Source organism: Roseibium sp. (assembly GCF_965229775.1).
GTDB lineage: Bacteria > Pseudomonadota > Alphaproteobacteria > Rhizobiales > Stappiaceae > Roseibium.
On record NZ_OZ245929.1, the window covers coordinates 1,217,591 to 1,231,438 of the forward strand.

The 13,848-nt window shown below is 62.6% G+C and carries 9 protein-coding genes; 1 reads left to right on the forward strand and 8 read right to left on the reverse strand.

Annotated features, from left to right (window positions below; genetic code table 11):
- Nucleotides 1-30 precede the first annotated feature (30 nt).
- From ACO07N_RS05330 to ACO07N_RS05355, 6 genes are all read right to left on the reverse strand, one after another.
- Nucleotides 31-1,854 carry a BCCT family transporter gene (locus tag ACO07N_RS05330; protein ID WP_421980027.1) on the reverse strand — a complete coding sequence of 608 codons (1,824 nt, stop codon included), beginning with the start codon at nt 1,852-1,854 and terminating at the stop codon, nt 31-33.
- Between the two features lie 79 nt (nt 1,855-1,933).
- Nucleotides 1,934-2,944, reverse strand: a complete 1,011-nt coding sequence (locus ACO07N_RS05335; RefSeq protein ID WP_421980028.1) for an Ldh family oxidoreductase — start codon at nt 2,942-2,944, stop codon at nt 1,934-1,936.
- A 12-nt stretch (nt 2,945-2,956) separates the two neighbouring features.
- The gene (locus ACO07N_RS05340; protein ID WP_421980029.1) at nt 2,957-3,583 is read right to left on the reverse strand and encodes a DUF3726 domain-containing protein; all 627 of its coding nucleotides are present in this window, start codon (nt 3,581-3,583) and stop codon (nt 2,957-2,959) included.
- Complete coding sequence (locus ACO07N_RS05345) at nt 3,580-5,265, reverse strand: hypothetical protein (RefSeq protein ID WP_421980030.1); 1,686 nt, start codon at nt 5,263-5,265, stop codon at nt 3,580-3,582. Before ACO07N_RS05345 ends, ACO07N_RS05340 begins: the two co-directional genes overlap by 4 nt.
- Entirely contained in the window at nt 5,262-6,239 is a 978-nt protein-coding gene (locus tag ACO07N_RS05350; protein ID WP_421980031.1) for a membrane dipeptidase, read from the reverse strand. Before ACO07N_RS05350 ends, ACO07N_RS05345 begins: the two co-directional genes overlap by 4 nt.
- Entirely contained in the window at nt 6,239-7,702 is a 1,464-nt protein-coding gene (locus ACO07N_RS05355) for an aldehyde dehydrogenase family protein (RefSeq protein ID WP_421980032.1), read from the reverse strand. Before ACO07N_RS05355 ends, ACO07N_RS05350 begins: the two co-directional genes overlap by 1 nt.
- 85 nt (nt 7,703-7,787) lie before the next feature.
- Between ACO07N_RS05355 and ACO07N_RS05360 the strand changes: the two genes are divergently transcribed.
- Nucleotides 7,788-8,660: a LysR family transcriptional regulator gene (locus ACO07N_RS05360; RefSeq protein ID WP_421980033.1), complete on the forward strand. Its 873-nt coding sequence runs from the start codon at nt 7,788-7,790 to the stop codon at nt 8,658-8,660.
- A gap of 13 nt (nt 8,661-8,673) precedes the next feature.
- On the opposite strand, the gene ACO07N_RS05365 is transcribed toward ACO07N_RS05360, so the two are convergent.
- Together ACO07N_RS05365 and ACO07N_RS05370 are read right to left on the reverse strand one after the other, a co-directional pair.
- Nucleotides 8,674-10,569 carry a methyl-accepting chemotaxis protein gene (locus ACO07N_RS05365; protein ID WP_421980034.1) on the reverse strand — a complete coding sequence of 632 codons (1,896 nt, stop codon included), beginning with the start codon at nt 10,567-10,569 and terminating at the stop codon, nt 8,674-8,676.
- 882 nt (nt 10,570-11,451) lie between these two features.
- Nucleotides 11,452-13,671, reverse strand: a complete 2,220-nt coding sequence (locus tag ACO07N_RS05370) for an esterase-like activity of phytase family protein (protein WP_421980035.1) — start codon at nt 13,669-13,671, stop codon at nt 11,452-11,454.
- Between the last annotated feature and the right edge of the window lie 177 nt (nt 13,672-13,848).

Genomic DNA, 13,848 nt, shown 5'->3' on the forward strand with positions numbered 1-13,848 from the left:
ATCGCACCGCCTGCCCGACAGGGTCGCAGATTATTCTGCCGGAACCACGGCTCTTTCCCGCAGGCCGTCGCGGTAGAGCGCCTTGCCCAGCGCGACACACATCAGGCCCATCACCATGGTGAACGGCAGGGCGCCGATGATCATCGCGCTTTTCAGCGCTTCCATCGGATCGGCACCACCATTGGTCTTTCCGGCAATCAGCAACGTCCCGATCACCAGTGTCAGGATGACGCCCCAGACAATCCGGTGCTTGATGCCGGTCTGCTGCTCTCCGCCGGACATGATCGTGTTCATCACGAGGATGCCGGAATCGGCCGACGTCACCAGGAAGGTCAGGATCAGGACAACGCACATCACGGTGATGGCGGCCAGGAACCCTCCGGACAGCATCTGCCCGAGCGTGACGAACAGTTTCGCCGTGTTGGAGGCCCCGATGATCGCCCCGTCCGCGCCGCCTGTCAGTTCCAGGTCGATGGCCGTTCCGCCGAGGATCGTCATCCAGGCGAAACAGACAAGCGCCGGCGCAATGACGCAGCCGATGATGAATTCGCGCACCGAACGGCCCTTCGAGATGCGGGCGAGAAACAGCCCCACGAAGGGCGAGAACGCGATCCACCAGGCCCAGTAGAACGTGGTCCAGCCGGCCTGCCAGCCGAACTGGCGTCCGGGTTCACCGGCCGCATAGGCGGCGGCAAGCACGTTTTCCGGCAGCGCCGCGGCATCGCCTTCGAGTCCCGACTTGAATGCGTCGAACGAGCCCCAGGCATTTGTCGCGCCCGCCCGCAAGGCGTCCGCGAAGGGCGCGGCCTCCGGCGGCAGCGCCGCAGCAAATTCGGCCGGTGACTGCGGGCCGAACGCCCCGAAGCTCAGCGACACATAGTGAAGGATGTAATCGGCAAACGCGGTGGCGTAGGTCGTCATCGCGAACAGGAACGAGCCGAAGATGACGAATGTCAAAAGCAGAATGATCGACAGCACCAGATTGAGATTGGACAGGTATTTGACACCCCGTCCGACGCCGGAGACGGCCGAGATGATCGACAGCCCCATGATCACGACGAGACCGGTGACCAGGCCGACCGTACCGGGTGCGGGCGCATCGCCGCTAGTGTCCATCATCCACTGCATGCCCGTGATGGCATAAAGGCCGTCTATGAACTGGGACACACCGAAACCGATGGTGACCGAGACGCCGAGGATGGTGGCAACGACGCCGAGAACGTCGACGACATGGCCGAGAAACCCGTTCATGAGACGGCCGAACAGGGGCGTCAGCGCGGTCCGGATCGTCAGCGGCATTCCGCGCGTATAGGCATAGTAGGCCAGCGAAAGCCCTGTCACCACGTAGATCGCCCAGGCGTGAAAGCCGTAGTGAAGGAACGTGTACCGGTAGCCGGACTGAACCGCGTTTTCGCTGTTGGCGACAACGTCACCGGCCAGCACGACCGGGTTCGAGCCCCAGAGACCAAGCGGTTCCGCCGTGGCGAACACCATGAGACCGACCCCGAGACCCGCACCGAACATCATCGAAAACCAGGAAAATGTCGAAAACTCGGGGGCTTCGCCCGGCGTTCCCATCACCCGGCTGCCCGTGCGCGGCAGGATGGCGATCACCAGAAGAAAGAACGAGAACAGCCCGACGATGACGATGTAAAAACCGTTGAAGTCCTCCAGAAGCCGCCAGTTGAGGCTCCCCAGAACACCGTTTGCGTTTGCGGGCCAGACCAGCGCCCAGATCACGAGCGCGACCATGATCGCCTTGCTGAGAAGTGCGATCTCGACGCTGTGGCCATCATAGAACCCGCCGGCGGACTTCTTGATCTGAAGATCGGTAAAAGGTTGTTTGATTGACATGTGTGACCTCCTGTTCACATGTGCCGTTACTGTCCGGGTGGAGTGATGCCGGCAGCTCCCCGGGTGGCCGCCGGGCTGTTCAGGTGAGAAGCGCTTCGATCTTTGCGAGCGTTGCGGCATTGACGGCAACGCCGTCTCCCCGTGCCGCCAAGCGCCTGGATCGCCGCCCGTCGCCGGGCAAATGCGCGCCCTCCTGAAACCGGATCGCTTCAACCAGTTCGGAAACGATGATGTTGAAACTGCCGCCGGACATCTCGCCCGGGTCGATTGCGATGAAGCACTGCCCGGTCCGCGGCGGACCGCCGGCGGTTCCCGAAAACGGCGAAGCATTTATCCCGAGCGTTGCTCCAGCGAGCGCGGCGGCCATGACTTCCGTCAGCAGCGCAATCCCGACGCCCTTGTAGCCGCCCGACGGCGCCATCGATCCCTTGAGCCCGACATTGGGGTCGGTGGTCGGATTGCCCTCGCCGTCGAGCGCCCAGCCGATCGGGATCGGTTTGCCCTCGCGCGCATGTTTCATGACTTCGCTCTTGGCGATCGTGCTGGCGCTCTGGTCGATCAGCAGCGCGGGCTGACCATCGGCGCCCGGAACCGCGACCGAAAACGGGTTCGTGCCGACGACGGGCTTTGCGCCTCCGGACGGCGCAATGGACGCCGGTGCATTCGTGAACCCGAGCGCGACCAGTCCTTCCTGCGCCAGCCGGAAGGTGTGATAGCCGAGAACCCCGCAATTGTAGCTGTTCCGGATCGTCAGAACCGCGATGCCCTGCTCGCGGGCAGCCGGGACAAGGGCCTCAAATCCCAGGTCGATCGCGGCGTGCGCAAATCCGGTCGCAGCGTCAACGGTAACCACACCGGGTCTCGGCCGCGCAAGCACGGGCTCCGCCGTGCCGTCAACCTTGCCGCAGCGAACGTGCTCGCAATAGATCGGGATATAGGCCAGGCCGTGACTGGCGACCCCGTCCGCCTCCGTTGCCGCGGTGGCGAGTGCCAGTGCGCGTGCGCTCTTTTCCAACGTGCCCGCCGCTACGAGGGCGCGGAAGGAAAGGTCTTCGATTTCGGCAAGCGAAAGTGTCCGCGTCTCGGTCATGATTGCACCTCATCAGTCATTGTCGGAGAGGCCCGCGCCCGCGCCCCGCAGACGCGATTCACGGGTAGCCGGCGCGTAGGTGCGGTGCGCGAGCACCGCAAGCCGGTCCCAGCTGTCCGGATCAGGGCACATCTGCGCGCTGCGCGGCCGCCGGGAAGACATTGTTTCGCGCGCGCGAACACGTATCTTTTCTGCAAGGTCCGGGAGCATGTCAGGGCAAAGCAGAATGTCGCCGTCGGTCTCCGCAACATGGCCATCCATCTCGACCCTCAGGCAGCACGTCAGCTCAGCAGCCGCGTTCGCTGCGAATGGCAGGATGAACAAGGGCACCGCCACCCGTTCCATTTCCACCGGAGCGGTGCGCAGGCTGCGCGCGCAGTCGGACAGGAATGCGCCCGTCATGAGCGGACACAGATCTCTTGCGCCGCGCCAGGTCTCGCCCGCGGCAAGCGGCCGATGATCCACCGAACCTGCAAGGTCCTTGTCAAGCAGCACGGCAAGCGCGGCGACACCGTCATGGCCATTGCGGCAAAGCCAGCGGGTTGCCTTGGACGCTTCTTCCGCAAGGCCCCAGGAATAGCCGGCCCCGCGTGCGGCACGTTTCGCTGTCGCCTCGATCTCGTTCAGGGATCGTTTCATCCGCCCGGCTCCGGATAGACCCAGAGGTCGGCATTTGCCGTGGTGAGGTCTTCGGGATAGGGCGCACCTGAATACATGCAGATCCGTACCCATCGGTCGGAGCGGGGATCAAAATGCGTTGCACCGAAAAACGACAGTTTCGCACGCAGCATGTCGATCGGCATGACCGAGGCGCTGATCGTATTGTCGCGGATTTCCCCGTAAGGCGCGACACGTCCCATCTGCGCCCGCCGGACGGTGTGACGGTGCTCCGGATACCGAAGGAGAAACTTGGCGACGGCCTCTTCCGGGTCGCATCTCTCCAATGCGGCGAACGCGGCAGCCGCATCGCGCGCAGGCGCAAGCGGCTGCTCGTAATCGGCGATCGGTTCCTCGAACCGTTCCCCCATGCGCGGCTCGAGTTTCTCCTCCGAAACATACCAGGCGCGGCCGCAATTGGCGGGATCGGCCCAGTCGAGGTCCAGAGCCCAGCCGAATTGCTCCTGAAGCAGAGCCACGACGTCACGCACCGACATCGAGCCGTCAATACGGAATGCGTCCGGATTGCCGTCAGCCATGCACCCCGCGAGGCCATCGACGAGCGCGCCATAGGGCTCCAGGATGAGCGAGGCGACGAGTTCCTGCCCTTCTTCGCTCAAGGATCTCTCCGACCATTCGATCAGGCTGTTCCAGGGATGGTCCGCCGTCGCATTCCAATCGGGGAGATACTGCGAAAGGATCTGCAGGTCGGCCTTCAGACGGGACACTTTTTCAAGTTGCACCGGATGCTCCGATCGCCAGCGCCCGACGGAGACAGCGCTTCGTTCGACCAGTCGGCGGAAGTGTGCCGCGTCTTCGGGGCTTGCGTGCCTGACGCTCCGGACACGGGATATCGCCTCCTCGCGCACCATCATCCAGTTATTGAAAAGGATCGGATGATTGATGATGAACGGCGCCATGCCGAGGCCGGTGGAGTTGCCGATACCAAGACACCGCGCGATTTCCGGCTCCAGCGGGACCGCCCGTGTGCCACCAAGGCTTGCGGCCATGTGGTTTACAAGGTCGCGGACGAATGTCCTTGTCAGATAGACCGACAGCATTTCGGCCTGAAAAGGTGCCTGCATTTCCTCACGATCCGCGATCACATCCCGGTCGGCGGCGCCGAACTTGCCGGACCCGTAAACCGCGGTCGTGCGCATCAGGTAACCCACGGCATCGATCTGGTCACGATCCGGTTGCCGGCCGGATGCCAGCCGCTCGACGACATGGGTCCAGAGCCGCACGGACCGGTTTGCCCGCGACAGCGACAATTCGTGCTGGCTGACCCGCCCCGCTTCCTGCAACGGGACATTTTCGGCCAGCCGCTCGATGTCATCGCCGGTCGGAACACCGTCAAAGAGCGTGAAGGTTGCGTCCCAGGCATCGGCAATCACGCGGTCCGAGCGTTTGTCGGCCGGAAGATCGTGGGCGAAGGCGACCAGCGAATAGGCGCGCTCCGGGCCTTGCGCCGTATAGACCGCCCGTCCCACGCCGTTGCTGTCGATGTCGAACAGGGAACGCGAAAACTGCCAGGTCTCCCGCGCCATTCGGCGCGTCAGGATCCGCATGAAGCTGAGACGGCACTGATGCAGAGACCCCAGGCGGCTGAGCCGCATCATCGTTGCCGGGTCCCGGCGGGGCACATGCAACTGCTCGGGAGTCACCGGGGCATCCTCCCGAAGCTGTCGGCAAAGAACCGGTACCAGTTGTCCCCCATGATCGCGGAAATCTCGGCCTCGTTCATGCCGACCGCACGAAGGCCGTCTTCGATATTGCCGAAGTCCCTGTTGTCGCGGAACCAGCCGGGCATGTCGGGAAATCCGGGCTTCTCCGCCGAGCCCTCGCCATAGTCGATTTCCCTTGTCCAGCGCCCCACCCGCATCCATTCGACCACGCTGTCGGGCTGGTCCTGACACAGGTCCGTGCCGAGGCCGAGATGCTCTATGCCGTACTTGTCGGCCGTGCGGGCAATCATCTCGCAAAAGCTTTCAAGTGTGCACCCGGACTTGTCCTTCAGGTGATGCGGATAGATCGAAAACCCCAGTATGCCGCCATGTCCGGTGACCGCCCGGATGACATCATCGCGCTTGTTCCTGAGCGCCGGCGCCCAATCGAAAGGATTGGCATGCGTGATCGCGATGGGCCGCTCGGAAATTTCCGCGGCTTCAATGGTTGACCGGTCGGCCGAGTGGCTCATGTCGACGACCAGGCCGACCCGGTTCATCTCCTTGATGACCTGCCGCCCCATGCGGGTGATGCCGGTATCCTCACTCTCATAGCAGCCTGTCGCGAGCAGCGACTGGTTGTTGTAGGTGAGCTGCATGAACCGGGCACCCAGCGTGTGCACGATCTCGACCAGCCCGATATCGTCCTCGATCGGCGACGGATTCTGGAAGCCGAAAAAGACGGCCGTGCGCCCGGTGCGCCGCGCCTCGTCGATATCCGAGGCCCACGCGCCCTTCATGATCAGATCGGGATACTGCTCGAACCAGCGGTTCCACGTCTCGAAGTTGAGCACGGTTTCCCGGAAATTCTCATGGTAGGCGACCGTCACATGGATCGCGTCGACGCCGCCTTCGCGCAGTTGCCGGAAGATCTTTTCCGACCAGTTGGCGTATTGCAGCGCATCGATCCGCATCAGTCCGGGCTCCCCGCGCTGATATAGGCAGTCTTGACCGTGGTGTAGAATTCGGCCGCGGCCTTGCCCTGTTCTCTGGGTCCGTAGGAACTGTCGCCCCGGCCGCCGAACGGGACATGGTAGTCGGTACCTGCCGTCGGCAGATTGACGGTCACGACCCCGGTGCGCGCATTGCGGCGGAAGTGGCTGGCCCGGGCGAGGCTCTTCGTGACGATCCCGGAGGTGAGCCCGAAATGCGTGTCGTTCACCGTCGCCAGCGCCTCGTCGTAACTGCCGACGCGGATCACGCTTGTGAGCGGCGCGAACATTTCTTCGCGGTTGATGCGCATGGCGTTGTTTGTGTTCAGGAAGACACCCGGGGACATGTAATACCCCTCGTGTTGGCGCTCCAGCCGCACACCGCCGCAGGCGAGTTCGGCCCCCTCGGATTTTCCGAGTTGCACGTAGTCGAGGTTCTCCTGAAGCTGTTCTCCGCTCACCACCGGTCCCATCTGGGTTCCCTCTTCAAGCGCATGGCCGACGGTCATCGCCTTCGCGCCCGCGACCAGCTTGTCGACAAAGGCATCATGCACACGCTCGTGAACGACCAGTCTCGAAGAAGCGGTACATTTTTGCCCGGTCCCGCCAAAAGCGCCCCCGAGCGCGAGCGTGACGGCGAGATCGAGATCGGCGTCATCCATGACGGCGAGGGCGTTCTTCGAGCCCATCTCCATCTGCACCTTGGTCAGGTTCCGGATGGCCGATCCGGCAATTCCCTTTCCGACCTCAACCGACCCGGTAAACGAGATCGCATCCACCTGCGGGCTCTCCACGAGCCGCTGACCGATGGAACGGCCGGATCCCATGACAAGACTGAACAGTCCCTTCGGGATGTCCTGCTTCTCGATGATTTCGGTTAGCGCAACGGCGGATGCTGGCGTCAGGTTCGCCGGTTTCCAGACAACCGCATTGCCGTAGCACAGCGCCGGAGCGATCTTCCAGGAAGCTGTCGCAGTCGGAAAATTCCAGGGGGAAATGACCGCCACGACGCCCACGGGCTCACGGCGCACGTCGATTTCGACCCCGTCGCGGACGCTGTCGGCATTCTCGCCGATCTGACGCAGGCATTCGCCCGCATAGTAGGTGAAGAACTGCCCGGCCCGGTAGACCTCGCCTCTGCCCTCGGCTAGTGGCTTGCCTTCCTCGCGCGACAGCAGCCTCCCGAGTTCTTCGGCGCGGGCCATCAGCTCGGAGCCGATGTTGATCAGCACCGCTTGCCTTCGCTCCAGGCCATAGGACGCCCATTCGGCTTGCGCGGTGCGGGCACGCTCCAGCGAGAGATCCAGTTGCTCCAGACCTGCCTGCGCGAAATGTCCGATCAGGTCACTCAGGTCGGACGGATTTCTGTTCTCGATTTCGCTTGTTCCGGCCTGCCAGCTGCCGGCAATCAGGTTGAGGTGTGTCACGGCGGATCCCAGGTCCATGAAGTCTGTTGTCAGACAGCATGGACATCCGGCGCAACATCAGTCAAACTCAAATAACTTAAACTAACTTCAGAAAAATTTAAATATGTCCATCAAGATCGAGATGCTCCGCTGCTTTTGCACCGTGGCCCAGACCGGCAGTCTTGCCGAAGCAGCCGACCGGCTCGGCCGGACCCAGTCTGCGGTGTCGATGACGCTGAAACAGCTGGAAGACCATCTGGACAGGAGACTGTTCGAAGGCGAGCGCAAAAACCGCCTGTCTCCCCTGGGGGAGCAGGTATTTGAAATTTCCCTGAAGCAGGTGCGCCAGTTCGAGCAGACGGTTCGCAGCATCGAAACCGCAGCGGACGCGTCACAGGGGCTGATCCGCATCGTTTCCGTTCCCTCGGTCGCGGCAATCCTGTTTCCGGCGGTGCTGGACCACATGACGCGGATGTTCCCAGGCGTGAAGGTCGAATTGCGTGACACGGACACGCAGCAGGTGCTGGACGCGCTCGCCCAGGGCAAGGCCGATATCGGCATCGCCTCGGGGCATCATCCGCTCAGCGGTGTCACGTCAACACGCCTTTTCGAGGACAGGTTCGGCCTGGTCTGTGCTGCCGATCATCCGCTGATCACCCGGAGCAAACCGCCCCGGATCGCAGACGTCACCGCCGCTCCGTTCATCCGCAACGCCTTGTGCGACCTTATCAAGACGCCGCGTCTCATCGAAGCGATCCGGAACACCGAAGTCACGATCCACAATACCCATTCGCTGATCACGATGGTCAGGACCGGCGCCTGGGTCACCGTATTGCCGGAAACCGTTGCCCGCTTCATTCCCGAATCGACGGCTTTCAGGCCGATCTCGGACCTGGCCGACAAACGCGAGGTCTATCTCCATGTCCGGGACCGCACGCGGTTCAGGGACCTGACGAAGGAATGCTCCGACTTCATCCTGGGGACCGGGCTGGCCTGAGGGGTGGATCCGGTTAAGCCGCCGCCACGTCATTTAGGAAGTCCCTGATCTCGTTGCGCAGATCTTCGGTCCGTTTTACCACATCGCTGGTCCGGCTCTCCATTTCAGCGGCCGCAGAGCTCGACTGCTGGGCGATCTGCTCCACCTGCGCCATGTCGCCGACGACCGACCGTGTCTGGTCCGCCGCTTCAAGAACATTGCCCTTGATCGCGTCCGTCGACTGCCGCTTGCTTTCCAGATCGCCCGCGATCTGCGTGGTGCAGTTCGTGACATCGCCGATATCGGCGATGATCTTCTCGATCGCCTCGACGACGCGATCCGTGCGCTCCTGAACCAGCGCGACCTGGCCGGTGATCTGTTCCGTTGCCGAAGCGGTTTGCCCGGCGAGAGTCTTGACCTCGCCAGCGACCACTTCAAAACCCTTGCCGGCGTCACCTGCGCGCGCTGCTTCGATGGTCGCATTGAGCGCCAGGAGATTGGTCTGGTCCGCAATCGCGTTGATCAGTGACACGATCTCGCCGATCGACTTCGAAATTTCCGAAAGGCTTTCGATTTCCGCGTTCGCCGCGGTCGCATTCTGGTTCGCGGCCTGCGCGAGATCCGTTGCATCCTGCGCCTGCCGGCTGATCGCGGTTATGTCATTCGCCAGCACTTCGGTCGCCTCTGCGACCGCATCGACATTCTGCGACGCACCGGAAGACGCGGCGGCCGTGTCGCGTGCCCGCTGGTCGGCGTTCTGGGCCACGTCCTCCAGCGTTCCGGACGTGTGTTGCATGTCGGCGAGCGCATCGTTCACTTCCGACAGGAGATCGGTCATGCGGGTCCTGAAACCTTCGATGAGCGTTTCGACCCGTTGCTGGCGTTCCGCCGCGGCCTGCCCTTCCAGACGCTGGCGTTCCTCCGTCAGCTCGATCGTCCGGTCACGATAGTAGCCGACAGCGCGGGCGATATCCGAAATCTCCGTATGGCCGTAGGCAAACGGCAACTCCTTGTCGAGCCCGTCCGAGTCGGCCAGATTCCGGATCCCGCTGTTGAGCGCGTGGATGCAGTAAAGAATGGACTTGCTGAAGTGCCAGGCGACGCCAAACGCGAGCAGGAAGACGACCCCGAGAGCAATGGCAACACCCCACATGCGCAGCTTCGATTGCCCGACCATCGTCTCCAGCCTGGATGTGAGTTCCGTCTTGCTGACCTGTTGCAAGCCGTCAATCGCGGCAAGGAATTCGCCGAAACGCGCGCGCAGCGGTGACAGATCGATTTGTGTTCCGTCGGCCCCCTGGCCGACCTGTTTGGCCACGCGCGCCATTTCGCCCTGAAACTTGCCGTTTGCCTGCCGGTAGGCCTTGGCCGCCGTGCTGAACGGCGTATCCTCGCTTGATGTCAAGGCGCCCTGGTCCGCGCGGGTCGCAGCGCTGATCGTGTCTGCAAGCACCTTGAACTGGCCGGCTCCGACCAGCACCGACATGGTGTCGGCATGACTGAGCTCCGATTTGCCGGTGACCCTTTCACCATTGCGTACGAGAGCGCTGGTCCGCACCACAAGATCGGAAAGCTGACCGGCAACCAGACCGGCAAGGAAATTGGTCTCCTGGGACCTGTTGGCGGTGACACCGGATTTTTCGCCTATGCACAGGTTGACCCTGTGCGCCTGTCCCAGTCTTCCGGAACTGGAATCCGAAGGCTTTTCAGGTGCACATTCCGGATACGCGGCCAGCACGCTGCCGGGCAAGGCTTCCGAATCCCGCAGGACGGCCTCGTTCCACAGCGTTTGCAGCGCAGGCAGGCTTGCGAGTTTCGCGCCATCGCGCGCCAGGTCCTTGTAGGCTGACAGAATGATCCAGCCGGCGCATGAAACGATCGGCACTGTCAGCACAACTACCAGAAGAAATAGCCGCTTGCGGATGGTCAAAGGAGGTCTCCCGAATCGCGCTGGAACGCATTGAGAGAAAACCTAGTCCGAAATTACCAACAAATTCGAAACGGCAACAAGAACGGCAAGAACAGGCGCGGCGGCAAGCCCAGAGACTTTCAACCCGCCAGCGCTGACCCTCAGGGTTGAGACCACGTATTTGCGCCGTCCCGGACCTGATCCGGGACCTTCGCAGCGACTGGCAGGAGGCCCCGGCTCAAGGCCGGGGCGGCGAACGAAGGGCCCGCTGGATCACCGTTTCCTTCGCAATGAGGGATGTGCATCAGGCATTTCACCAGCCACAAGCCAAGTCACCTCTCCCCGTGGGAGAGGTCGGCCCGCAGGGCCGGGTGAGGGATCAGAGCCATCAGCCCTCCTGAGACGTTCGCCCCCTCACCCTGACCCTCTCCCCACGGGAGCGGGAAACCGGGGAAGCGGGGAGACTCTCACCCCGCCCGCGCCGGTCTTCAGAGTTGAGACCATCTACCCGCGCCGTCCCGGACCTGATCCGGGACCTTTGCAGCGACTGGCAGGAGGCCCCGGCTCAAGGCCGGGGCGGCGAACGAAGGTCCCCGCTGGATCACCTTTTCATTCCGCAATAACGAGGAATGCACGTCCTGCACCTGACCAGCCGCAAGCCAAGTCACCTCTCCCCGTGGGAGAGGTCGGCCTGAAGGGCCGGGTGAGGGATCAGAGCCATCAGCCCTCCTGAGACGTTCCCCCCTCACCCTGACCCTCTCCCGGCGGGAGAGGGAAATTGGGGAAGCGAGGAGACTTCATCCCGCGGGAGAGGAAATCCGGGCAGCGTGAGGCTCAGCAACGCTAAAAAACCCGGCTGCCGCGGCAGCCGGGTTCTTCAAGGAAGGAGCAGAAAAGCCCTGACTAGTTCAGCCGCGATGCCGGGCCGAGGTTGAAGAGTTGCGTTTCGCCCGGAGCGTCATCGACGCCGTCATTGTCGGTCACCAGGATCAAGTGACCGTCGGCGGTGATGGCAAGGCCCTCGGGCTTGTCGAGGATCCAGCCCTTGCCTTCAGCCATGGCCGGCAGAATGTCCATCGCGTAGCGCTTCTTCAGCACCGGCAGGGTTTCGCCGTGCGCGGCAGGAACGACATCCTTCAGGGAGATCACGGTGATCTGCTTGATCGCCGCATCCTCGCCGCCCTTGTTGTCCCGCTCCAGAACGGCGAAGTCGCCGCCGCCCATGGAAACGATCTCGGAAAGACCGACCCAACCGCCGGCTGCGCTCCTCGGCGCGTCGAGCGGATAGTGGACGAAGCCCCAGGACGCGTCTGCGGGATTGTAGATGCCGATCTTGGTGTGGCCCTTCGGATCGTCGTTCCATTCCCGCTGCACGGCGACAGCAACAAGGGTCTGGCCGTTCATCTCGAACTCGGCCACACCTTCGAACGAGAACCGTTTCGCCTGGTCGATGAGGCTCTGCGGCAGGGTGATCTGCTCCTGGATCGCACCATCGGTACCGACCTTGAGAAGGAGATGCTCGCGCTCGTTTTTCGGATGGCCTTCAGAGGCGAGCCAGAAACCGCCGTCCCTGGCAACCGAGATGCCTTCCAGGTCCAGCTTTTCCTGGTCGAAACCGGTGACGGTCACGTAGGACGTGATCTGCGCCGGTGTCGACGCGATGTCCAGGGTGTAGATCCGGGCATCGTCGTAGAAGCTGTCGCTGACGGCGTAGAGCGTGTTCGCATCCGATGGATCTGCCGCAAGTGCGGAGATCGCGCCCCAGCCGATCGGCGCACCCTTTTCCGGGTCGACGCCTGAAACGATGGACGGATAGGACGGTGCATCGGCACCGAACTTGTAGAGCGAGAGATGCGAGCGGACATTGTCCTCTGCGCTGTCGACCTCATTGGCAACGATGAACAGGTCCCGGTTCGGGATCGCCAGCAGGCCTTCCGGGCCGACATGGGTCGGCAGGAACTGGACGAATTCAGGCTCTCCCCCGGTATCCTTGTAGACCGCAACGAAATTGCCGCGTTCGGAGTTGACGAAGATCAGCGTGTCACCGCCAAAGGTACCGACGGCAACACCTTCCGGTTCGGTGCCTTTCTTGGCGGCGCGCTTCGCCGGATAATGGCCGTGCGACATGCCGAGATGTTCCATTTGGTTGCCGCTGTCGAACAGGACCTCGCCTTTCGTGTTCCAGATCGTGAAGCCGCGCGAGCCTCCTTCGTAGTCGCCTTCATTGGCGGTGACGAAGCGCTCATTGTCGATCCAGGCGACCGCATCCGGTTCGCGTGCGACATTCTCGTTGTTGCCGGACGCGTCGCTCATGCGTGCCTTCGACACCGGGATGTTTTCCGCAGACGCTGCGCCGGCGGAGAAATGGGCAACGACATCGCCGGATGCAAGGTCGACGATGGCCAGGTGATTGTTTTCCTGCAGCGTAACAACGGCCTGGTTCGCGGAGTTGATGGAAACGAACTCCGGCTCCGGATCGGTCGGCGCAACCTCGGCAAGGCCCGTCAGATCGACGATGCGGACTGCATCGCAGTTCGTCGGCGCGCCATTCTCGTCGAGATCGAAGATTGCAAGATGTCCGGCCGGCATTTGCGGAATGACACCGTCGTTGAGATCCTCGTCGCGCTCGTTTTCGATCGCGATCGCCACAAATTTGCCATCCGGCGAAATGGCGACGCTGTCAGGCTGGCCCTTGGCATCGCATGTTGCCGTGATGCCCATGCCTTCGAGCGCTATCGCGGCCAGATGACCGGCCGGATTCACGTAGTCCTCGCTGGTGTTGACACCTGCGTAGGCGGCTTTTTCGCCGACGGCAACGGATGTCGGCTCACCGCCCAGATCGACCCGTGCCATGGGCTGAATGTTCAAGGGATTGCCGGCATTGACGAACACGATCGCATCGCCCGGGCTGTCGGTGAAGGCCAGCGTGCGGCCGTCCTTGGACGCGTAGATGATTTCCGCGACGGTCTCTGTTGCCGTGTCGGCGCCGTCCGGCAGGGTCTTGTAGACCGGATAGGTGTTGATCCGTTCGAAGTAGTCCGCCTGCGCCGCCGACACGGTTCCAAGACCGGCCAGAATGGCAAGGCTGACGCCCTTCAGGAAACGTCCGCGAGGGTCTGACATTGCACTAGCTCCCAGTTTTTTTGGTGTGAGGTGGGCGCAAGCTAGTCGGCGACATTACAGAAACGGTGACAGTTGCATGAAGGTTCGATGACACGCACGCGCATAAATTATGCGCGCGATAGAGTGCCCGAACGTCAGAATTAACTGGACAAGACCCGACAATTCTCTCACGTTGCA

Bases quoted from the DNA above. Each gene is read 5' to 3' on its own strand.
- ACO07N_RS05370 (WP_421980035.1), bottom strand. From the start codon at position 13,671: ATGTCAGACCCTCGCGGACGTTTCCTGAAGGGCGTCAGCCTTGCCATT.
- ACO07N_RS05340 (WP_421980029.1), bottom strand. From the start codon at position 3,583: ATGAAACGATCCCTGAACGAGATCGAGGCGACAGCGAAACGTGCCGCA.
- ACO07N_RS05330 (WP_421980027.1), bottom strand. From the start codon at position 1,854: ATGTCAATCAAACAACCTTTTACCGATCTTCAGATCAAGAAGTCCGCC.
- ACO07N_RS05335 (WP_421980028.1), bottom strand. From the start codon at position 2,944: ATGACCGAGACGCGGACACTTTCGCTTGCCGAAATCGAAGACCTTTCC.
- ACO07N_RS05350 (WP_421980031.1), bottom strand. From the start codon at position 6,239: ATGCGGATCGATGCGCTGCAATACGCCAACTGGTCGGAAAAGATCTTC.
- ACO07N_RS05360 (WP_421980033.1), top strand. From the start codon at position 7,788: ATGTCCATCAAGATCGAGATGCTCCGCTGCTTTTGCACCGTGGCCCAG.
- ACO07N_RS05355 (WP_421980032.1), bottom strand. From the start codon at position 7,702: ATGGACCTGGGATCCGCCGTGACACACCTCAACCTGATTGCCGGCAGC.